This is a genomic window from Paraoerskovia sediminicola (genome assembly GCF_030296575.1).
Taxonomy (GTDB): Bacteria; Actinomycetota; Actinomycetes; order Actinomycetales; family Cellulomonadaceae; genus Paraoerskovia; species Paraoerskovia sediminicola.
In genome coordinates this window covers 2363074-2384572 of the sequence record NZ_AP027729.1, presented here as the reverse complement: position 1 = coordinate 2384572, position 21499 = coordinate 2363074, and the positions used below count along the sequence as shown (strand labels likewise).

Below are 21499 nucleotides of genomic sequence, written 5' to 3'. Positions count from 1 at the left end.
CGGGCAGGCGTCGGACGGCGTCGCGCCCCTCCGGTCACGTCCGGCGGGCTCTCGACAACCGTCCAGGCAAGGGCGCTAGGCTGATCCGGCTGTCCGAACGGCACCGCGGCTCCGTCGCGTCCCCACGACGAAGGATTTTTGTGAAGAACCGCACCCTGCGCGGCATCACCGCGCTCACCCTGGGCTCCGCCCTCGTCCTCGCCGGATGCTCCGGCGGCGACGACGCCGACCCCGGCCCGACCGCCTCCGCCGAGTCCACGGACGCCGCCGAGGCCCCCGGGGTCAACGAGAACCCCGACGACATCGCCACGCTCGAGGCGGTCGAGGTCAGCGGTGACGTCGGCAGCGAGCCGACCGTCGAGTTCGACGCGCCGCTGGAGGTCTCGGGCCCGACCGCCGTCGTGGCCACCGAGGGCGACGGCGACACCCTCGAGGACGGCATGCGGGTGACGATGAACATCGTCAACTACCAGGGCAGCGACGCGGAGCGGACGCAGAGCACCTGGGACGAGGGCGCGACCCCTCAGGTGTTCACCCTCGGTGACCCGCAGTACGACCTGATCAACCCCGTGCTGACGGGCACGACCATCGGCTCCCGCATCGTGTTCGGGAACCTCAGCGCCGACGCCGACGGGAACCCGACGACCCTCATCAACGTCATCGAGGTCACCGACGCCACCGAGCCCTCCGGGCGCGAGCGCGCCGAGGGCGAGGCCGTGGAGCCGGCCGACGGGCTCCCCGTCGTCACGCTCGACGACACCGGTAAGCCGAGCATCGAGATCCCGGACGACTACGAGGCACCCGACGAGCTCGTGGTGCAGCCCCTGATCAAGGGCGACGGCCCCGAGGTGAGCGCGGACCAGTCCGTGTCGGCGCACTACACGGGCTGGCTCCTCGACGGCACGCAGTTCGACTCCTCGTGGGACCGCGGCGAGCCCTCCGACTTCCCGCTCTCCGGCGTCATCGAGGGTTGGACGACGGGCCTCTCCGGGCAGACCGTCGGCAGCCAGGTCCTCCTGGTGATCCCGGCAGACCTCGCCTACGGCGACCAGGAGTCCGAGACGATCCCTGCGGACTCCACGCTGGTGTTCGTCGTCGACATCCTCGACGCCTACTGACGGACGGCTGCTGACGGACGCCTGACCCAGACGCCTCGCCTGCGAGGCCGCGTCCGGCCTTGGCCCTCCTCCTGCACCGTGCGCCCGACGGGACCCGACCGCGAAGGTCGGGTCCCGTCGTGCGTCCGGTCCAGGAGGAGATCGTGTGAGCATCGGCACGATCGGCGGTCTCCGTGCTGGTGTGCGCGCCGCTCCGGCATAGTCTCGAACCACAGGTCCTCGCCGCTGCTGCCGAGGTCCTGGACGTGGCTCCCCGCGGACGCGGAGCGCCTCATCGCAGCCTGTCGTGCCGGCACCACCGGCGCTCGGCTGTGCCACCACCGATCAGCACGACGACTCATGGAGAACTCCTGATGCAGCGCAAGACCCTCCCGGCCGTTCTCGCCGCCGGCCTCCTCGTCACCGGCCTCGCCGCCTGTTCCTCGGACGACGGCTCGACCGACAGCTCCACCGACGCCTCCACCGCTGCGGCCTCCGCGTCGGCGCCCGCCGTCGTCAAGGACACCGAATACCGGATCGTCGACGACCTGAAGGACGCGGCCGTCGCCGCCGGCCTCGCGTGCGACGACTGGACGACCATCGACCCCGTGGCCCCCGCCTGGCAGGTCGGCACCTGTGGCGACTCGACGCTGACGCTCTACCGCGCACAGGAGGACAAGACGCAGGGCGCCGACGCCGCGCGCGACGACGCCGACGCCGTCGTGCTCGTGGGACCGAACTGGACGGTCGTCACGTCCCAGGACGTCGTCGACACGATCCAGCCGGCTCTCGGCGGCTCGACCGACGTCGAGGAGCCCGCCGAGGGCTGACCTCAGGACCTCGCACCGCGCGTCGAGGTTCCTACCGCATCCCAGCGGCACGACCGCACGACGACATGACGAAGGGGATCGCTCCGATCGGAGCGATCCCCTTCGTCATGCCCGGGAGCGGCGCGGCCGAGGACCTACGCTCGCGAGCGCGGTCCTGCCTCGGTCCGCGTCAGAAGTCCCAGTCGTCGTCCTCGGTGTGGACCGCCTTGCCGATGACGTAGGACGACCCCGAGCCGGAGAAGAAGTCGTGGTTCTCGTCGGCGTTCGGCGAGAGCGCGGAGAGGATCGCCGGGTTCACGTCCGTCTCGTCCTTGGGGAACAGCGCCTCGTAGCCGAGGTTCATCAGGGCCTTGTTGGCGTTGTAGCGCAGGAACTTCTTGACGTCCTCGGTGAGCCCGACGCCGTCATAGAGGTCCTCCGTGTACTGGACCTCGTTCTCGTAGAGCTCGAAGAGCAGCTCGAACGTGTAGGCCTTGAGCTCGTCCCGCTCCTCGGAGCTGAGCTTCTCCAGCCCTTTCTGGAACTTGTAGCCGATGTAGTAGCCGTGGACGGCCTCGTCACGGATGATCAGGCGGATCACGTCGGCCGTGTTCGTGAGCTTCGCGCGGCTCGACCAGTACATCGGCAGGTAGAAGCCCGAGTAGAACAGGAACGACTCGAGGAGCGTCGAGGCGACCTTGCGCTTGAGCGGCGAGTCACCCCGGTAGTACTTCATGACGATCTCGGCCTTGCGCTGGAGGTTCTCGTTCTCCTCCGACCAGCGGAACGCCTCGTCGATCTGCTGCGTCGAGCACAGGGTCGAGAAGATCGACGAGTAGCTCTTCGCGTGCACCGACTCCATGAACGCGATGTTCGTGTAGACGGCCTCCTCGTGCGGGGTGATCGCGTCGGGGATCAGCGAGACCGCGCCCACGGTGCCCTGGATGGTGTCCAGCAGCGTGAGGCCCGTGAAGACGCGCATCGTGAGCGTCTTCTCGTCCTCGGTGAGCGTGTTCCACGACGGGATGTCGTTCGACACCGGGACCTTCTCGGGGAGCCAGAAGTTCCCCGTCAGCCGGTCCCAGACCTCGGCGTCCTTCTCGTCGGGGACGCGGTTCCAGTTGATGGCCTGGACGCTGCTGATGAGCTTGATCTTGCCCGTGGGTGACATCGCTTGGTCTTCTCTCTCCCCGGTCTCCCGGGTCCGCTCGTCGTCTGTCCGGTGGTGCGCACCGAGAGCTCGATGCTGTCACGAGGCTACGACGGGGGCCCGCCTACGGCAGGCCCCCGTACGTGCACCTCAGAGGTTCGTGCGCCGCAGAGAATCGTGCGCGACAGGCTCGGTGCGCGCCACGACGCTCATGCGGCTCACAGCATGCAGGAGACGCAACCCTCGACCTCGGTCCCCTCGAGGGCCTGCTGCCGCACGCGGATGTAGTAGAGCGTCTTGATGCCCTTGCGCCAGGCGTAGATCTGCGCCTGGTTGACCTCGCGCGTGGTCGCCGTGTCCTTGAAGAACAGCGTCAGGCTCAGGCCCTGGTCGACGTGCTGCGTCGCCGCCGCGTACGTGTCGATGATCTTCTTCCAGCCGATCTCGTACGCGTCGTCGTAGTAGTCGAGGTTGTCGTTCGTCAGGTACGGCGCCGGGTAGTAGACGCGCCCGATCTTGCCCTCCTTGCGGATCTCGATCTTCGAGGCCACGGGGTGGATCGACGACGTCGAGTTGTTGATGTACGAGATCGAGCCGGTCGGCGGGACGGCCTGCAGGTTCTGGTTGTAGATCCCGTGGAGCTGGACCGACGCCTTGAGCTCGCGCCAGTCGTCCTGCGTCGGGACGCGGACGCCGGCACGCTCGAAGATCTCGGCCACGGCCCCGGTCTGCGGCACCCACTCCTGCTCCGTGTACTTGTCGAAGTACTCGCCGGTCGCGTACGCCGAGGCCTCGAAGTTGTGGAACTTCTGGCCGCGCTCGATCGCGAGACGGTTCGAGGCCGCGAGCGCGTGGTACGCGACCGTGTAGAAGTAGATGTTCGTGAAGTCGAGGCCCTCGTCGGACCCGTAGTGGACGCGCTCGCGGGCCAGGTACCCGTGCAGGTTCATCTGGCCGAGGCCGATCGCGTGCCCCAGGTCGTTGGCGCGCCGGATCGACGGCACCGAGTCGATGCTCGTCTGGTCGGAGACCGCCGTGAGCGCCCTGATCGACACCTCGATGGTCTTCGCGAGGTCGGGCGAGTCCATCGACTTCGCGATGTTCAGCGAGCCGAGGTTGCAGGAGATGTCGCGGCCGACGTGGTCGTACGAGAGGTCGTCCGAGTACGTCGACGGGGTGGACACCTGCAGGATCTCGGAGCAGAGGTTCGAGTGCGTGACCTTGCCGGCGATCGGGTTGGCCCGGTTCACCGTGTCCTCGAACATGACGTACGGGTAGCCCGACTCGAACTGCAGCTCGGCGAGGGTCTGGAAGAAGTGGCGCGCCTTGATCTTCGTCTTGGTGATCCGCGCGTCGTCGACCATCTCGTAGTACTTCTCCGTGACGGAGATGTCGGCGAACGGCACGCCGTAGATGCGCTCGACGTCGTACGGCGAGAACAGGTACATGTCCTCGTTCTTCTTGGCGAGCTCGAACGTGATGTCCGGGATCACGACGCCGAGCGAGAGGGTCTTGATGCGGATCTTCTCGTCCGCGTTCTCCCGCTTCGTGTCGAGGAACCGCATGATGTCGGGGTGGTGCGCCTGCAGGTAGACGGCGCCGGCGCCCTGACGTGCACCGAGCTGGTTGGCGTACGAGAAGGAGTCCTCGAGCAGCTTCATCACGGGGATCACCCCGGAGGACTGGTTCTGGATCTTCTTGATCGGGGCGCCGTGCTCGCGCACGTTGCTCAGGAGCAGCGCGACGCCACCGCCTCGCTTCGAGAGCTGGAGGGCGGAGTTGATGCCGCGCGCGATCGACTCCATGTTGTCCTCGATGCGCAGCAGGAAGCAGGACACGGGCTCGCCGCGCTGCTTCTTGCCCGCGTTGAGGAACGTCGGGGTCGCCGGCTGGAACCGTCCGGAGATGATCTCCTCGACGATGTCGAGGGCGAACTGCTCCTCGCCCGCGGCGAGGGTCAGGGCGACCATGCACACCCGGTCCTCGAACCGCTCGAGGTAGCGCTTGCCGTCGAACGTCTTGAGCGTGTAGCTCGTGTAGTACTTGAACGCGCCGAGGAACGTCTCGAACCGGAACTTCTTCGCGTAGGCGAACTGGAACAGCGACTTCACGAAGGCGCGGTCGTACTTGTCCAGGACCTCGGACTCGTAGTACTCGTTCTCGATCAGGTAGTCGAGCTTCTCGTCCAGGTCGTGGAAGAAGACGGTGTTCTGGTTCACGTGCTGGCGGAAGTACTGGTGCGCGGCCTGACGGTCCATGTCGAACTGGATCTTGCCGTCGTCCCCGTACAGGTTCAGCATCGCGTTGAGCGAGTGGTAGTCCATCTCGGTGCTCGCGAGGCTCACGGACGTCCCGGCGCTCACGCCGGGACCTGTGACTGTCGTTGCCAAAATCGTCCCAATCCGTCGCGGACGCGTCTGACGTCCTCGGCTGTTCCCAGTAGTTCGAATGCGTAGAGATACGGGACTCCGCACTTCGCGGCGACGATGTCGCCGGCCGCGCAGTAGGTCGACCCGAAGTTGGTGTTGCCGGCGGCGATCACGCCCCGGATCAACGACCGGTTGTGTGCGTCGTTCAGGAACTTGACGACCTGACGCGGGACGGCTCCGCCCTCGTCACCGCTCCCGTACGTCGGGACCACGAGCACGTACGGCGCCTCGACGCTGAGGCGCGGCTCCGACGGTCGCAACGGGATGCGATGGGCGGTGAGGCCGAGCTCCGCGAGCCCGAGCCTCTGGACGAAGCGGTGCGTGTTGTCGGAGACGCTGGAGAAGTAGACGACGGACGCCATGCTCCACCTCGCTCACCGCACCCGACGCCACGCGCCGATGCTGCTCGTGCTCGATCCTGCTGATCGTGCCCCTGCCCGGTCCTGCTCGGGAGGGGCGTCACCACGCCTGCGTCAGGCGACGGCGTCCGCCGTCTTCGCGGCGAGGGCGCTGATCTGGTCCGGGCGGAACCCGGACCAGTGCGACTCGTCGGTCACGACGACCGGCGCCTGCAGGTAGCCGAGGCCACGGACCAGTTCGAGCGCCTCGGCGTCCTGGCTGATGTCGACCACGGAGTACTCGACGCCCTTCTTGTCGAGGGCTCGATACGTCGCATCGCACTGGACACAGGCCGGCTTGCTGTAGACCGTGACGTTCATCGGAGTCTCCTCGTGCTTCTGGGCTGTCTGCTGGCTGATCGTCCGGTCCTTCGGAGGGCGAGAGATGCGCTCTGACCTCGAAAGACACGGGTGGAACTACGTCTGTGTCATTCACCGGAGGGCCTGAGCGACCCCGGCGAGAAACCACTATACCTAGTGTGTCCCGGTGTGCCACAGCACAAGATGTCGTGTCGAGGATTCACCCGCTCGCCTGCACAAGACCCTTTCGTGACCACCTTCGAAGGGTCCCACGAGCCACCGACACGGCCTTCGTGCACCGTCTCGTCCACCGGCGACGCTCGCCCTCGAGGCCGGATCCGCGCCGGTCTCGCAGGCCCGTCCACAGGGTGTGCACGGCGCTCGTGCACACCCTGTGCGAGTCGCGCGGGACCCGCCGACGAGCGCCCGCAGACGGCGTCCCGGGCCACCTTCGCTGGGGTGCGAAAGGTGCGGACCGGACATCGCTCGCCCGAAGATCCGATGAGATCGTCCGGCGTGTCGCACCCGCGCGCGTGTCGCCCCGGGCGCTCGTCGTGCCGGGCCAGTCGCTCGACGTGCCCCGCGCGTGTCGCCCCGGGCGCTCGTCGTGCCGGGCCAGTCGCTCGACGTGCCCCGCGCGCGTCGCGCCGGGCGCTCGACGTGACTCAGAGGCGCTCGGCCGGCGTTCCGTCGTCCGCGCCCTGCTCGGCCGAGCCTGCGGCGCCGTGGTCGCCGTCCTCCACGTCGTCGACGTCGTCGACGGCCGGCAGGACGTTCGAGGACACGAGACGCCGGTACCAGCGGGCCGAGTCCTTCCAGGTGCGCTCCTGGGTCTCGTAGTCGACCCGGATGATCCCGAACCGGCGGTCGTAGCCGTAGCCCCACTCGAAGTTGTCGAGCAGCGACCACGCGAAGTATCCGCGCACGTCGGCGCCGGCGTCGATCGCTGCGCCGACCGCGTCGATGTGGCCGTGCAGGTAGCCGACCCGCAGCGGGTCGTGGACGCGCCCGTCGGGCGAGACCTCGTCGTGGAACGCCGCCCCGTTCTCGGTCACCATCAGCGGCTGGTCGGGATAGGACGCGGCGACAGAGGTCAGGAGCTCCGTCATGCCGGCGGGCTCGATGTTCCAGCCCATCGCGGTGTACGGGCCGGGCTGGGTGACGAACTCCACGTCGTCGGCGCCGACCCACGGGCTGGCCGCCGAGGCGCCGTGCCCGTCGTTCTGCGCCCGCTCCCCGTCGCCCGCGAAGTGCCGCACCTTGGTCGTCGAGTAGTAGTTGATCCCCAGGACGTCGAGCGGCTGACGGGTGATCTCCAGGTCGCCGTCCTCGACGAAGGCCCAGTCGGTCACCGCCGCCGTGTCGGCGAGGAGGTCTTCGGGGTAGGCGCCGTCGAGCATCGGGCCGAGGAACGCCCGGTTGGCGAGCGCGTCGATCCGCCGGACGGCGTCCACGTCGCTGTCGGAGCCGCGGTCCTCCGGGCGGATCACGTGCAGGTTGAGCGTGACGGACAGCCGCGTCGACTCCCCCAGCTCGTCACGGATCGCCCGGCACGCGAGCCCGTGCGCGAGGTTCAGGTGGTGGACGGCGGCCAGCGCGGCCTCACCGTCGGTCCGCCCGGGCGCGTGCACCCCCGAGCCGTACCCGAGGTACGCGGAGCACCAGGGCTCGTTGAGGGTGGTCCACACGTCGACCCGCTCGCCGAGCTCGCGGGCCATGCGCCTCGCGTACTCGGCGAAGGCGAACGCCGTGGCACGGTTGGTCCACCCGCCCTCGTCCTCGAGCTCCTGGGGCAGGTCCCAGTGGTAGAGCGTGACGACGGGCTTCACGCCGACCTCGAGCAGCGCGTCCACGAGCCGCGAGTAGAAGGCGATGCCCTCGGCGTTGAACTCTCCCGAGCCGCCGGGCTGGACGCGGGGCCAGGAGATCGAGAAGCGGTAGGCGTCGAGCCCGAGGTCGGCGATGTGCTGCACGTCCTCGGCCCAGCGGTGGTAGTGGTCGTCCGCGACGTCTCCCGTGTCCCCGTTCAGCGTCCGGCCCGGCGTGTGCGAGTACGTGTCCCAGATCGACGGTCCGCGACCGCCCTCCGTGGCGGCGCCCTCGATCTGGTACGCGGCCGTCGCCGAGCCCCAGACGAACCCGTCGGGGAAGTGTCGGCCTGCGGCGCCTGTCGGGCGGTGGTCGTCGGTTCGTTCGCTACGTCGTTCACGGTGTCCCCATCGCCGGCATCGGTGTCGGTCGTCGCAGTCTCGCGCCGACCGACTCTTCGTATCGATTCGATCGTATGTCCTGTTCCGGAGCCAGCACAGCCGGGGCCACCGCGAGGCCCCGGAGGCGAGAACCCGTCGGCGGCCGGGCGGTAGCGCAGACCGTGGGAGATCTGCAGCACAGACGTGACATCCTTCTCGACGTGCAGCACGCGAACGTGTCCAGGACCGAGATCCCCGGGCTCGATGTCCAGGTCTTCGCCCATCCCGGACCCGTCGCTCGCCCAGCTGTCCTCGTCCTCCCGGGCGGCGGCTACGAGCACCACGCCGACCACGAGGGCCGCGACGTCGCCGAGTGGCTCGTCGGTCTCGGGCTGCACGCCGTCGTCCTGCGGTATCCCGTCGCCCCGCTGCGACACCCAGCGCCCCTCGACGCCGCTCGACGCACGCTGGACTGGATCCGGACAGGAGGACACGAGATCCCGGTCGACTCGTCCCGGGTCGCCGTCCTCGGGTTCTCCGCGGGCGGACACCTCGCAGGGCTGCTAGCGACCGAGGTCGGCGCACCCGAGCTCCTGATGCTCGGCTACCCCGTGGTCTCGCTGGTCGACGAGCCCCATGAGGGGTCGGTGCGCAACCTCCTGGGCGACCTCCCGGACGAGGCGCTCCTGACCGCGCTCAGCGTCGACCGCCGGGTCGACGAGCGCACCCCGCCCACGTTCGTCTGGCACACCGCAGACGACGTCTCCGTCCCGGCGTCCCACGCGCTACGGCTGGCGCAGGCGCTCGTCGACCATCACGTCCCCGTCGAGCTGCACGTCTTCCCGCACGGGGAGCACGGAGTCGGGCTGGCCCCCGCGCTGCCCGAGGTCGCGCAGTGGACGGACCTCACGGCGCGCTGGCTCCGCACGCGGGGCTGGATCCGCGACTAGACCTCGGCCCCTGCCCGCAGGACGCGCTGCACCCCGAGGTCGGCGTCCGTGACGACGACGTCGGCGCGTCGGCCCGCTTCGAGCGCGCCGATGTCGGTGCGCCCCAGCACCCGGGCCGGCGTCAGCGACGCCGAGCGCACGGCGTCGACGAGCGCCACGCCCGCCGCGACGGTCTCGCGGACCACGTCGATCAGGTGGTACGTACCACCGGCGATGGCGCCGCCCTCGGTGAGCCGCGCGACGCCGTCCGCCACCGTGACCTTCATCGGACCCAGGTCGTAGGCGCCGTCGGCCATGCCGGCCGCGGCCATCGCATCGGTGACGAGTGCGACGGCGTCGGGCCCGACCATCGCGAACACGCTCCGGGCCGTCCCGTGCGCGAGGTGCGTGCCGTCGCTGATGAGCTCGACGACCAGATCGCCGCGGGCTGCGGCCGCGAGGCACGCGGCGATCGGCCCCGGCTCGCGGTGGTGGAGCGGGCGCATGCCGTTGAAGAGGTGCGTCGCCGTCATCCGGACGCCCGCCGCTCCCCCGGCCGCCGCCAGCGCCGCGGTTCCCGCGGCGATCGCGGCGTCGACCTGCTCTGTCGTCGCATCGGTGTGCCCGACCGACGGGACCGCGCCCACGGCGACGAGCGCCTCGATCACGCCACCGGGGCCGACGACGCCCGGCACCTCGGGCGCGACCGTCATGGTCCGCAGGTGCCCCCGCGACGCGGCGGCGATCGCCTCGACGAGCTCCGCGTCGCCCGCGAGCATGTCTGCCGGGTTCTGCGCGCCGCACCTCGCCTCGGACAGGAACGGGCCCTCGAGGTGGATGCCGGCGAGATCCCCGGCCTCGGCGAGCGCGCCGAGCGTGGCGACCCGTTCGAGCAGGACGTCTCGAGGTGCGGTGACCAGAGAGCCCACGAGGCTCGTCGTCCCGTGCGCGAGGTGCTCCACGGCCGCCGTCCGGGCCTGCTCGACCGTGAGCGCGTCGGGGAACCCCTCACCGCCGCCGCCGTGGTTGTGCAGGTCGACCAGCCCAGGGAGCAGCGTCGTGCCCTCCGCCCCGGCGGAGCAGCCGGCCACGACCTGCACCCACTCGGTGCCCTGGGCCTGCGCGCACGAGCCCGTCCAGGCGATCCGGTCGCCGAGGACGACGACGACGCCGTCCTCGATGATCCGATCAGCGGTGACGACCCGCCCGCGCAGCGCCCACGGCGTGCTGGTGGACCGGTCGGGGGCGCCGTCGAGAGTGCTCATGGCGCCATTGTCCCCTATTCGTACAGTGCGCGCACAAATACGTGCGGACCGGGACGGGCACTCGGGGACGCCGGCTCGCCCCACAGCCGTACCCCAGGTGCGGATCAGAAGAGGCGGGCCCCGACGTCGTCGACGCCCTTCATCGCGGCGTAGTCGAGGATCAGACACTCGATCCCGCGGTCCTTCGCGAGCACCCTCGCCTGCGGCTTGATCTCCTGCGCGGCGAAGACGCCGCGTACCGGCGCGAGCAGAGGGTCCCGGTTCATCAGCTCCAGGTAGCGGGTGAGCTGCTCGACCCCGTCGATCTCACCTCGGCGCTTGATCTCGACCGCCACGGAACGACCCTCCGCGTCCCGCGCGAGGATGTCGACCGGCCCGATGGCGGTCATGTACTCCCGGCGCACCAGCGTGTGCCCCTCGCCGAGCAGCGTGATCTGCGCGGCGAGCATCTCCTGGAGGTGCGCCTCGACCCCGTCCTTGACGAGCCCCGGGTCGACGCCCAGCTCGTGCGCGCTCTCGTGGAAGACCTCGTGGATCTCGATCTCCAGCCGGTCGTCGCTCTTGGCGTGCTGGACCGCCCACACCTGCGTCACGCCGCGCTCGCGCGCCAGCGCGTCGGGCTCCCGCACCACCATGGCGCACGGCGGGCTCATCCAGTTCAGCGGCTTGTAGGAGCCCCCGTCCGAGTGCAGCAGGACGCTGCCGTCAGCCTTGACCACCACCAGACGGCGGGCGAGCGGGAGATGGGCGGACAACCGCCCGGTGTACTGCGCCGAGCACTCGGCGACGACGAGGCGCATGCGCGCTCCTCCAAGGTTGCTGTCACCGGTCGGGCGACTCGGACGTGCGGTCCGGCGAAGGGGTGGGCGGTCGCGCCCACGAGACTCAGACGACCGAGCCGTGGCCGCTCGGTGCCGCCTCGAGCCAAGAGGTCAGGCCCGAGTAGGCCTCACGGGACATCAGCAGCACCACGGGGTGGCCGCCGCACGTGCCCTCGACGAGGTAGAGGGACTCCTCCGGGCGGCCCGTGGGGTTCCGGTCGACGACCACGAGTCGTCCTCGGCGCCACACCGCCGCGGGCCGGACCGAGAGCGACCAGAGCGGCCACCACTCGATGCGTCCGGCGCAGTACACCGCGAGACCGCGTCGAGCCGCACCCGACGGGCGGACGACGGAGCACTCGAAGCTACCGAGACGACGGTTCAGGCCGCTGAAGCGCACCACGCCGACCAGCACGGCGACGAGCAGCACCGCCCCCAGCGCGATGGCGACGAGGGCGGTGGCGGTCACGGACGGGGCTCCGGGTCAGCGCTGCGAGGTTCCGGCGCCGGAACCGTCGCGCTCCACCTCGACGTCGTCCGCGACGACCGTCACCTGGTTGTCGTCGACGGAGATGAACCCACCGGACACGGTCGCACGCACGACGACGCCGTCCGCCGGCGTGATGCGCAGCGCCCCGGGCCGGAGCACGGCGAGCAGCGGCGAGTGGCCCGCGAGGATGCCGATCTCACCGTCAGCCGCAGGCGCGCTGACCTGCCGGGCCTCGCCCGACCAGATCTTGCGGTCCGTCGCGACGACGTCCACGTTCAGATGTGCCACTGGAAACTCCTTGACGAAGGGTGGGACGTACGGTCACGCGCCGTCCGGGACCGCGCCGCCCCGAGGGGCGTCGCGGTCGACCGGACGATCAGGCTCCGTACTCCTTCTGGATGCGGGCCCAGTTGCGCTCGAGGTCCTCGAGGCCACCGATGTTGAAGAACGCCTGCTCGGCGATGTGGTCGAACTCGCCGTCCGCGATCTTCGTGAAGGCCTCGATCGTCTCCGAGAGCGGGACGGTCGAGCCGACGACACCCGTGAACTTCTCGGCCATGTACGTGTTCTGCGAGAGGAACTGCTGGATGCGGCGCGCACGCGCCACGACCGTCTTGTCCTCCTCGGAGAGCTCATCGACACCGAGGATCGCGATGATGTCCTGGAGCTCCTTGTTGCGCTGCAGGATCGACTTCACGCGGGTCGCCGTGTCGTAGTGCTGCTGACCGACGTAGCGCGGGTCGAGGATCCGCGACGTCGACGTGAGCGGGTCGACGGCCGGGTACAGACCCTTCGAGGCGATCTCACGGCTGAGCTCGGTCGTCGCGTCGAGGTGCGCGAACGTGGTCGCCGGCGCCGGGTCGGTGTAGTCGTCCGCGGGGACGTAGATCGCCTGCAGCGAGGTGATCGAGTGACCGCGGGTCGAGGTGATGCGCTCCTGGAGGAGACCCATCTCGTCGGCGAGGTTCGGCTGGTAGCCCACCGCGGAGGGCATGCGCCCGAGCAGCGTCGAGACCTCGGAGCCTGCCTGCGTGAAGCGGAAGATGTTGTCGATGAAGAGCAGGACGTCCTGCTTCTTCACGTCGCGGAAGTACTCCGCCATCGTCAGCGCCGACAGCGCCACGCGCAGACGCGTGCCCGGCGGCTCGTCCATCTGGCCGAACACGAGGGCCGTCTTGTCGAAGACCCCGGCCTCGTCCATCTCGACGATGAGGTCGTTGCCCTCACGGGTGCGCTCGCCGACACCGGCGAACACCGACACACCACCGTGGTCCTGGGCGACGCGCTGGATCATCTCCTGGATGAGGACCGTCTTGCCGACGCCCGCACCACCGAAGAGGCCGATCTTCCCACCCTGCACGTACGGGGTCAGGAGGTCGATGACCTTGATGCCCGTCTCGAACATGGTCGTCTTCGACTCGAGCTGGTCGAACGCCGGCGGCTTGCGGTGGATGGGCCAGCGCTCGGTGATCTCGAGCTTCTCGCCCTCCTCGAGGTTGAGGACCTCGCCGGTGACGTCGAAGACGTGACCCTTGGTGACGTCCCCGACCGGGACCGAGATCGGGGCGCCGGTGTCGGTGACCTGCGCGCCGCGGACCAGGCCGTCGGTCGGCTTGAGCGCGATCGCACGCACGAGCGAGTCGCCGAGGTGCTGGGCGACCTCGAGCTTGAGCGTGAACGACGCCTCGTCCTCGCCCTGGTCCGACAGGTCGATCTCGACGGTCAGCGCGTTGTAGATGTCAGGGATCGCGTCCTCGGGGAACTCGATGTCCACGACGGGGCCGATCACCCGCGCGACACGGCCCACGCCGGGTCCGCTCTGGTGCTCGACCTGGGCTTCCACGGTGGTGGCGGTCATTTCTGGCCTCGCTTCGCAGGGCCGGAGGTGACTCCGGCGGTTTCGGTGCTGTTCTGGATGGTCATGGCAGGGGTCCTCACGACGCCAGGGCGTCCGCGCCCGAGACGATCTCGGAGATCTCCTGCGTGATGTCCGCCTGACGCGCCTGGTTCGCGAGGCGCGTGTAGTTGCGGACGAGGTCGTCGGCGTTGTCGACGGCGGTGTGCATCGCGCGCTGGCGTGCAGCGAGCTCGGACGCCGCGGCCTCGAGGAGGCACGCGAAGATCCGGCTGCGGACGTAGCGCGGGAGCAGCGCATCGAGCACGGCCTCCGGCGACGGCTCGAAGTCGTACAGCGGCAGGACGTCGGACTCCTCGGGAGCCGCCACACCCTCGACGATCTCGAGCGGGAGCATGCGGACCACGCGCGGACGCTGGGTCACCATGTTGACGAACTGCGTGTACACGACGTGCAGCTCGCCCACGCCGCCCTCGTCGTCCGGCAGCAGGAACGCGTCGAGCAGCGTCGACGAGATCTCCTTCGCCGTGCTCGAGCTCGGCGAGTCCGAGCCCTCGGCCCAGTGCCCGGCGAGCTCGCGCCCGCGGAACTGGAAGTAGCCGATGGCCCGGCGGCCGGAGGCGTACAGGACGACCTCCTTGCCCTCGGCCGTCAGCCGCGCGATGACCTTCTCCGTCTCGCGGATGATCGACGCCGAGTAGGCGCCGGCCATACCGCGGTCGGACGCGATGACGAGCACGGCGGCACGCTTCGAGTCGCCCTGCATGTTCGTCAGCGGGTGGGTCGTCGTCGAGTGCGTCGCCACCGCGGAGACCGCCTGGGTGATCGCCCGGGCGTACGGGGACGCCGCCGACGTACGGGCCCGGGCCTTGCCGATCCTCGACGCAGCGATGAGCTCCTGCGCGCGGAACATCTTGCCCAGCGACTGGGTCGACTTGATGCGCTGCTTGTAGACGCGCTGCGAGCCGGCCATCGTCAGGCCTTCTTCTGACGGACGATCTGCTCCTGCTCGACGTCCACCTCGGTGTCTGCGCTGTCGTCGCCGCCGACGAGCGGAGAACCGTCCTTGAGGAGGAACCCGTCACGGAACTCGTCGATCGCGTCGGCGAGAGCCTTCTCGGTCTCCTCGACGAGCTTCCCGGTCGACTCGATGGTGTCGAGCACGTCCGAGTTGCGGCGCAGGTGGTCGAGCATCTCGGACTCGAAACGCTTGACGTCCTCCACCGGGACGTCGTCCAGACGGCCCTTGGTACCGGCCCAGATCGAGGCGACCTGGTCCTGGACGGGGTACGGCGTGTACTGGCCCTGCTTGAGCAGCTCCATGAGCACAGCGCCACGGGCGAGCTGCCCGCGCGAGGCCGCGTCGAGGTCGGACGCGAACATCGCGAACGCCTCGAGCGAACGGAACTGGGCGAGCTCGAGCTTGAGCGTCCCGGACACCTGCTTCATGGCCTTGACCTGCGCAGCACCACCGACACGCGAGACCGAGATACCCACGTCGACCGCGGGACGCTGGTCGGCGTTGAAGAGGTCGGACTGCAGGAAGATCTGACCGTCGGTGATCGAGATGACGTTGGTCGGGATGTAGGCCGAGACGTCGTTCGCCTTGGTCTCGATGACGGGGAGCCCGGTCATCGAGCCGCCGCCGAGCGCGTCCGACAGCTTCGCACAACGCTCGAGCAGACGGGAGTGCAGGTAGAAGACGTCGCCCGGGTAGGCCTCGCGGCCCGGCGGACGGCGCAGGAGCAGCGAGACCGCACGATAGGCCTCGGCCTGCTTCGACAGGTCGTCGAACACGATCAGGACGTGCTTGCCGCCGTACATCCAGTGCTGGCCGATGGCCGAACCGGTGTAGGGCGCCAGGTACTTGAAGCCCGCCGGGTCCGAGGCCGGGGCCGCGACGATGGTCGTGTACTCCAGCGCGCCGGCCTCCTCGAGCGCTCCGCGCACGGCGGCGATCGTCGAGCCCTTCTGACCGATCGCCACGTAGATGCAGCGGACCTGCTTGTCGGGGTCGCCCGAGTCCCAGTTGGCCTTCTGGTTGATGATCGTGTCGGTCGCGATCGCGGTCTTGCCGGTCTGGCGGTCACCGATGATCAGCTGGCGCTGTCCACGGCCGATCGGGATCATCGAGTCGATCGCCTTGAGCCCGGTCTGGAGCGGCTCGTCGACGGACTTGCGGTCCATGACGCCGGGCGCCTGGAGCTCGAGAGCACGGCGGCCCTCGGTCTCGATCTCGCCGAGGCCGTCGATCGGGTTGCCCAGCGGGTCGACGACGCGGCCGAGGTACCCGTCACCGACGGGGACCGAGAGGACCTCGCCGGTGCGGCGGACCTCCTGGCCCTCCTCGATGCCGGTGAACTCGCCGAGGACGACGACACCGATCTGGCGCACGTCGAGGCTCAGTGCGAGGCCGAGCGTCCCGTCCGCGAACTGCAGCAGCTCGTTCGCCATCGCACCGGGAAGTCCCTCGACCTGGGCGATGCCGTCGGCCGCGGCAGCGACGCGCCCGACCTCCTCGGTCACCGTGCCCTGGGGCTCGTAGGACTTCACGAAGCTGTCCAGAGCGGCCCGGATCTCCTCCGGCCGGATCGTCAGCTCAGCCATTGCTCTTCTCCTGTCGTGGCCGCATCTCGCGGTCGAAAGTTCTGTCTCGTGCGCCGGCCGAGGCCTGCGCGGTGCCGGGGACCGGCATGTCTTCAGCTAGCCAGTCGTCGTCGTGCGTCGGCGAGTCGCGCCAGGACCGTCGCGTCGACGACGTCCGATCCCACCTGCACCCGCAGCCCGCCGATGACGTCCGGGTCGACCGTCACGTTCAGCTGCACCGCTCGGCCGTAGGAGCGCTCGAGCGCCGCCGCCAGCCGGTCCATCTGCGCCTGGGTCAGCACCGTCCCGCTGATCACCGCGGCCACGAGGCGCTCGCGACGCGCGGCCGCCACCTCGATGATGCGCTGGATCGTCGGGACGAAACGTCGACCGCGCAGGTCGGACGTCGTCCGTCGCGCGAGCGCGACCGTCGCCTCGTCGGCACGGCCCTCGAGGAGCGCGTCCACCAGCGCGACACGACGTTCCGGCGCGGTGCTCTCGTCGGAGAGCGCCTGCCGGGCGTCCCGCGCACCGCTGAGCGCGCGGGTGAGCCGGAAGAGCTCGTCCTCGACGGTCACGAGGGCGTCACGGGCCTCGGCAGAGGCGAGGACGGCGTCGACCGCGAGAGTCTCCACCGCTTCCGTGAGGTCGTGCTCCTCGGACCACCGCGACCGCACGACGCCGGACACGAGGTCGACCACGCGACCGTCGAACCCGGACCCGAGGATCCCGGCGACGAGCGCAGCCTTGTCGTCGCCGGCACGCGACGGGTCAGCCAGGGACCGGCGGAGCGTCGCGGACCCGTCGACGGCGCGGGCGACGGAGAACAGCTGCTCTCCGAGCCCGAGCGCATCGGCACCCGCGTCGCGCAGGACGGGCTCGAACCGCTCCCGTGCCTGCGTCAGGGATGCCCCGCTCGTCCCTCGCATCAGTTCTCCTTACCGGTCGAGCCGCCGTTGGCGGTGCCTGCGGCCGACGCGGCCGCGGGACCCGCGGCCTCGAGGTCCGCGAGGAACCGGTCGACGACCCGCGACTGCCGTGCCGAGTCCTCGAGGGACTCGCCCACGATCTTGGACGCGAGCTCGGTCGCGAGGGAGCCGACCTCGGCGCGCAGCGAGACCGCGGCCTGCTGGCGCTCGGCCTCGACCTGGCGGTGAGCCGTCTCGACGATGCGCGCAGCGTCGTCCCCGGCCTTCTCGCGGAGGTCCGAGACGATGGCACCGCCCTCGGCGCGTGCCTCCTCGCGGATCTTCGCGGCCTCGGCTCGCGCCTCCTGGAGCTGCTGGTGGTACTCGGCCAGCGCTGCGGCGGCCTCGGCCTGAGCCGTCTCCGCCTGCTGGATCCCGCCCTCGATCTTCGCGGTCCGCTCGTCCAGGACTGCGGTGAACTTCGGCAGGACCGCCTTGTAGAAGACGACCGCGATGATCAGCAGGACGATCGCAGACCAGAAGACGTCGTAGAGGGGCGGCAGGAACAGCTCGATCCCGCTGACCTCTTCGCCTCCCTCAGCCGCGAGGAGGACGCCCGTGAGCGTCCCCATCAGACGAAGAGGAAGCCGGCGACGATGCCGAGCAGCGCGAGCAGCTCGACGAACGCCACACCGAGGAACATCGTGGCGCGCAGCTGGCCGGCGACCTCGGGCTGGCGGGCGATGCCCTCGATGGTCTTGCCGATGAGGATGCCGAGGCCGATGCCCGGGCCGATCGCCGCGAGGCCGTAGCCCAGGGTCGCGACGTTACCGGTGACCTCGGCGAGAGTGGTGGTGTCCACGATTGCTGGTTCCTTCCGTTGGGCGCCGGACCCGTGCGTCCGGCGTCTCGTGTGTGACTGCGAGCTGGTGTTCCGGGAGACCCCGGGAGGTCAGTGCTCCTCCTCGAGCGACATGTTGACGTAGACCGCGGCGAGCAGGGCGAAGATGTACGCCTGCAGCGCTGCGACCAGGAGCTCGAAGAGGGTGAAGACGAAGCCGCCGGCGAAGGTGAGGACCCCGAAGGCCTTCATCGCGGGAGCAGCCTCGAAGATGAAGTACTGCGTCGCGGCGAAGCAGAGCGCCAGCATGATGTGCCCGGCGACCATGTTCGACACGAGTCGGATCGCGAGCGAGGCGGGCCGTATCACGAGGATCTGGAGCAGCTCGATCGGCGCGACGATCAGGTAGATCGGTGCGGGGATCCCCGGGGGAACAGCGTGCTCTTGAGGTAGCCGCCGAGGCCGTGCTTCTGGATGCCGGCCTGCCAGTAGACGACGAAGACCCAGAGGGCGAGCAGGAGCGGGACGCCCATCAGCGCGGTGCCCGCCATGTTGAGCCCCGGGATGATGCCCGTGAGGTTGAAGGCGAGGATCGTGACGAAGATCGTGGTGATCATCCGCACGTACTTCTTGCCGCGCTCGGCTCCCATGATCTCGTCGACGACGTTCACCCGGACGAAGTCGAGGATCATCTCGATCGCGTTCTGGAAGCGTCCGGGGACCACCGTGGCGCGTCGCGCGGCGATCACGAAGATCGTCAGGACGACGACCATCATGATCACGCGGACCAGCTGGATCCGGTTGAACTCGAAGTTCGTGCCCTCGAAGAAGATCGCGGGCGGGAAGAAGTCGGCGATGGTCGGCGCGTGGAAGCCGCTCTCACCCTCGCTCGAGGCAGCGATGGTCAGGGAGGTCGCGAGGGGATACAGGATGATCTCCCAGTGGTCTTGGGTCACACATCGGGCGCCTGCGACAAGCAGATGCGGGCACGACGTCGGACCAGGCCTTCATGGATTCGGAGTAAGCGTAACCTATCCGCGGGCCCGCACAGGACGTCAGGGAGCTCCGTCCCGCGACCCGGGTTCGACGTACGGGACCCGGGATCGGTCGACCGCCCGGTAGTCGACGAACGCCGAGCCGATGGTCCCGACGAGGAGCACCGCCGCGAACACGTACGTGTTGTAGAAGTCCATGCCCCGGAGCACCACGAGCGCAGCCACGACGACCACCATCTTCGCGATCCAGCTACCCATGACGACCGCCGCCATGGTCGTCGCCGAGGAGCCGGCGGTCCGGTGCATCGCCCAGACGGTCGTCCCGGAGAACACCAGCGCGATGGCGACGCCCAGCAGCGCGCCCCAGGCGCCGCGCGCGCCGTCGACCAGCACGCCGACGCCCACCCCGACGATCGCGAGGCAGATCAGCATGACGACCACGTCGCGCAGGGCGACGCGGAAGACGTCGCCCGAGCCGCGTGCGTCGGGCTGTCCTGCGGGACCGCTACCGGCCGTGGGCCCGTCGCCGGCCGGTCCGGGAGCGGAGCGCTCCTGCGTGCGGTCGTCGTCGTTCGTCGCGTCACCCATGTCGTTCCTTCGTGTCGATCCCGGCGGAGCTCGCCGGGTGGCCTGCCGCGGCCGGCGTCGTGCGCACCGCCGGCCGGGCCGGAGGGGCTGTGGTCTCGTGCTCCCCGTCGTCGAGGAAGCGTCCGCGGTGGCGCAGCGGGCCGAGCGTGAGAGCGAGCGCGACGGCTGCCGCGACCAGCGTCCCGATCAGGACGGGTCGCCACGGCCAGAGGACGAGCGCCGTCGCGCCGAACGCGAACACCGCGGTCCAGACGTACAGGATCACGACCGCACGCCGGTGCGAGTGTCCGATGGCCAGCATGCGGTGGTGCAGGTGCATGCGGTCCGGCGCGAACGGGCTCTGCCCGCGGGCGAGCCGCCGGACGACCGCGAGACCCATGTCGAGCAGCGGCAGCAGCAGCGCCGCGAACGGCAGGATGATCGGGAGGAAGGCGGGGAACGCCTGGGCGCCGCTGATCGTCGCGGGGTCGATGCGTCCGGTCACGATGATGCCGGCGGCCGCCATGACGAGCCCGAGCACCATCGACCCGGAGTCACCCATGAAGATCCGCGCAGGGTGGAAGTTGTGCGGGAGGAACCCGAGGCAGATGCCGACGAGCGCCGCCACGATCAGCGTCGCGAGGCTCGAGAAGTCGGTCGAGCTCGCCTGCCGGGTGAGCAGGTAGGTGTAGAGGAAGAACGCCGACCCGCCGATCGCGATGATCCCCGAGGCGAGGCCGTCGAGGCCGTCGACGAAGTTGACGGCGTTCATCGCGACGACGATCACGAAGACGGTCGCGATCAGCGACAGCCCCGGGGTCGCGATGGTCAGGCCACCGATGGGGAGGGTGATGAGGCTGATCCCGCCGAGGGCCATCGCCCCGGCGGCCAGCACCTGCCCGGCGAGCTTCGTGGTCCAGTCGAGGTCCCAGATGTCGTCGGCCGCACCGAGGGCGCAGACCATCGCGGCCCCGCCGACGACGGCCCACGCCTGCCGGTCCACCTCGAAGACCGGGGCCAGGAACGGCATCTGGCTCGCGAACACGACGGCGACCGCGAACCCGATCGTCATACCGAGCCCACCGAGGCGCGGGATCGGCACGGAGTGCACGTCCCGGGCGCGCACGGCGGTGATCGCGCCGACGCGCAGCGCCACCCAGCGGGAGAACGGCGTCAGCAGGAACGTCGCCGCGGCCGCGATGAGCATGACCAGGAGGTATACCCTCACCCGGCATCGCCGCCCGGCCCGCGGATCTGCCCGTCGACGACCTCGTTCAGCTCGGCGAGGGTCAGCGCCCCCTCGCGGACGACGGTCAGGACGTCCCCGGTGGCGTCGACGATGGTCGACGCGACGCCGCCCGTCACGGGACCGGCGTCGAGGTAGACCGCGACCGAATCCCCCAGCTGCTCGGCGGCGTCCTGCGCGTCGAGCGCGGCGGGACGTCCGGTCCGGTTGGCGCTCGAGACCGCCAGGGGCCGGTGCGCCGCAGCAGCGCGAGCGCGGCCGGGTGGTCCGGCATCCGGAGCGCCACCGTCCCGCGGGTCTCCCCGAGGTCCCAGGCCAGCGACGGTTGCGCCGCGAGGATCAACGTCAGCCCCCGGGCCAGAAGGCCTCGGCGAGGGCGCGCGCGCTCGCGGGCACCGAGGTGGCGAGCCCGTCGAGGGTGCGCAGGTCAGGCACCAGCACGGGCGGCGGCATCTGGCGGCCGCGTCCCTTGGAGGCGAGCAGCGCGGCCACGGCGTCCGGCTGGAAGGCGTCGGACCCGACGCCGTAGACGGTGTCGGTGGGCAGCACGACCAGCGCGCCCCGCGACAGCGTGTGCACCGCCTCGTCCATCGCAGGTCCCCAGGTCGCAGGGTCGCTCACGTC

20 protein-coding genes and 2 pseudogenes are annotated in these 21499 nt (G+C 69.9%); 3 read left to right on the top strand and 19 right to left on the bottom strand.

Annotation, left to right across the window (positions count from 1 at the left end):
* The first annotated feature begins 140 nt into the window (after window positions 1–140).
* Both QUE47_RS11085 and QUE47_RS11080 read left to right on the top strand, forming a co-directional pair.
* Window positions 141–1118, top strand: a complete 978-nt coding sequence (locus tag QUE47_RS11085; RefSeq protein ID WP_286217341.1) for an FKBP-type peptidyl-prolyl cis-trans isomerase — start codon at window positions 141–143, stop codon at window positions 1116–1118.
* Window positions 1119–1471: 353 nt separating this feature from the next.
* A complete protein-coding gene (locus tag QUE47_RS11080) occupies window positions 1472–1927 on the top strand; it encodes a hypothetical protein (RefSeq protein WP_286217340.1) in 456 nt (151 codons plus the stop codon).
* 169 nt (window positions 1928–2096) lie between these two features.
* Here QUE47_RS11080 and nrdF read toward each other — a convergent pair whose 3' ends face one another.
* From nrdF to QUE47_RS11055, 5 genes are all read right to left on the bottom strand, one after another.
* Complete coding sequence (gene nrdF / locus QUE47_RS11075; RefSeq protein WP_286217339.1) at window positions 2097–3077, bottom strand: class 1b ribonucleoside-diphosphate reductase subunit beta; 981 nt, start codon at window positions 3075–3077, stop codon at window positions 2097–2099.
* A 197-nt stretch (window positions 3078–3274) separates the two neighbouring features.
* Complete coding sequence (gene nrdE / locus QUE47_RS11070; RefSeq protein WP_286219482.1) at window positions 3275–5380, bottom strand: class 1b ribonucleoside-diphosphate reductase subunit alpha; 2106 nt, start codon at window positions 5378–5380, stop codon at window positions 3275–3277.
* Window positions 5381–5415: 35 nt separating this feature from the next.
* On the bottom strand, window positions 5416–5847 hold the full coding sequence (nrdI, locus tag QUE47_RS11065) for a class Ib ribonucleoside-diphosphate reductase assembly flavoprotein NrdI (protein WP_286217338.1): 432 nt from the start codon (window positions 5845–5847) through the stop codon (window positions 5416–5418).
* 111 nt (window positions 5848–5958) lie between these two features.
* The gene (gene nrdH, locus QUE47_RS11060) at window positions 5959–6204 is read right to left on the bottom strand and encodes a glutaredoxin-like protein NrdH (RefSeq protein ID WP_286217337.1); all 246 of its coding nucleotides are present in this window, start codon (window positions 6202–6204) and stop codon (window positions 5959–5961) included.
* A 644-nt stretch (window positions 6205–6848) separates the two neighbouring features.
* The gene (locus QUE47_RS11055) at window positions 6849–8288 is read right to left on the bottom strand and encodes a GH1 family beta-glucosidase (protein WP_286219481.1); all 1440 of its coding nucleotides are present in this window, start codon (window positions 8286–8288) and stop codon (window positions 6849–6851) included.
* A 305-nt stretch (window positions 8289–8593) separates the two neighbouring features.
* On the opposite strand from QUE47_RS11055, the gene QUE47_RS11050 reads away from it, so the two are divergent.
* The gene (locus tag QUE47_RS11050) at window positions 8594–9322 is read left to right on the top strand and encodes an alpha/beta hydrolase (RefSeq protein WP_286219480.1); all 729 of its coding nucleotides are present in this window, start codon (window positions 8594–8596) and stop codon (window positions 9320–9322) included.
* Here the strand turns inward: QUE47_RS11050 and QUE47_RS11045 are convergent.
* From QUE47_RS11045 to QUE47_RS17260, 14 genes and pseudogenes are all read right to left on the bottom strand, one after another.
* Entirely contained in the window at window positions 9319–10566 is a 1248-nt protein-coding gene (locus tag QUE47_RS11045) for an N-acetylglucosamine-6-phosphate deacetylase (protein ID WP_286217336.1), read from the bottom strand. The two genes, QUE47_RS11050 and QUE47_RS11045, sit on opposite strands and share 4 nt — an antisense overlap.
* A gap of 104 nt (window positions 10567–10670) precedes the next feature.
* A complete protein-coding gene (gene nucS, locus QUE47_RS11040) occupies window positions 10671–11366 on the bottom strand; it encodes an endonuclease NucS (RefSeq protein ID WP_286217335.1) in 696 nt (231 codons plus the stop codon).
* A gap of 85 nt (window positions 11367–11451) precedes the next feature.
* Window positions 11452–11856 (bottom strand): DUF2550 family protein, encoded by a 405-nt coding sequence (locus QUE47_RS11035; protein ID WP_286217334.1) that lies wholly within the window; start codon window positions 11854–11856, stop codon window positions 11452–11454.
* 15 nt (window positions 11857–11871) lie between these two features.
* Window positions 11872–12165: a F0F1 ATP synthase subunit epsilon gene (locus QUE47_RS11030; protein ID WP_286217332.1), complete on the bottom strand. Its 294-nt coding sequence runs from the start codon at window positions 12163–12165 to the stop codon at window positions 11872–11874.
* A gap of 88 nt (window positions 12166–12253) precedes the next feature.
* Window positions 12254–13735: a F0F1 ATP synthase subunit beta gene (gene atpD / locus QUE47_RS11025; RefSeq protein WP_286217331.1), complete on the bottom strand. Its 1482-nt coding sequence runs from the start codon at window positions 13733–13735 to the stop codon at window positions 12254–12256.
* Between the two features lie 76 nt (window positions 13736–13811).
* Window positions 13812–14705: a F0F1 ATP synthase subunit gamma gene (locus QUE47_RS11020; protein ID WP_286217330.1), complete on the bottom strand. Its 894-nt coding sequence runs from the start codon at window positions 14703–14705 to the stop codon at window positions 13812–13814.
* A gap of 2 nt (window positions 14706–14707) precedes the next feature.
* Window positions 14708–16339 (bottom strand): F0F1 ATP synthase subunit alpha, encoded by a 1632-nt coding sequence (gene atpA, locus QUE47_RS11015; protein WP_286217328.1) that lies wholly within the window; start codon window positions 16337–16339, stop codon window positions 14708–14710.
* A 92-nt stretch (window positions 16340–16431) separates the two neighbouring features.
* The gene (locus tag QUE47_RS11010) at window positions 16432–17247 is read right to left on the bottom strand and encodes a F0F1 ATP synthase subunit delta (protein ID WP_286217327.1); all 816 of its coding nucleotides are present in this window, start codon (window positions 17245–17247) and stop codon (window positions 16432–16434) included.
* Complete coding sequence (locus QUE47_RS11005; protein ID WP_286217326.1) at window positions 17247–17858, bottom strand: F0F1 ATP synthase subunit B; 612 nt, start codon at window positions 17856–17858, stop codon at window positions 17247–17249. Before QUE47_RS11005 ends, QUE47_RS11010 begins: the two co-directional genes overlap by 1 nt.
* Window positions 17858–18088: an ATP synthase F0 subunit C gene (gene atpE / locus QUE47_RS11000; RefSeq protein WP_286217325.1), complete on the bottom strand. Its 231-nt coding sequence runs from the start codon at window positions 18086–18088 to the stop codon at window positions 17858–17860. Before atpE ends, QUE47_RS11005 begins: the two co-directional genes overlap by 1 nt.
* A gap of 90 nt (window positions 18089–18178) precedes the next feature.
* Window positions 18179–18840, bottom strand: a pseudogene (gene atpB, locus QUE47_RS10995) (F0F1 ATP synthase subunit A).
* Between the two features lie 282 nt (window positions 18841–19122).
* Window positions 19123–19650, bottom strand: a complete 528-nt coding sequence (locus tag QUE47_RS10990) for a Cg1360 family ATP-synthase-associated protein (protein ID WP_286217324.1) — start codon at window positions 19648–19650, stop codon at window positions 19123–19125.
* Window positions 19643–20857, bottom strand: coding sequence for a glycosyltransferase family 4 protein (locus QUE47_RS10985; protein ID WP_286217323.1), 1215 nt, complete (start codon window positions 20855–20857; stop codon window positions 19643–19645). The genes QUE47_RS10990 and QUE47_RS10985 overlap by 8 nt, the downstream gene beginning before the upstream one ends.
* Window positions 20854–21466, bottom strand: a pseudogene (locus QUE47_RS17260) (L-threonylcarbamoyladenylate synthase). The gene QUE47_RS10985 and the pseudogene QUE47_RS17260 overlap by 4 nt, the downstream one beginning before the upstream one ends.
* Window positions 21467–21499 lie beyond the last annotated feature (33 nt).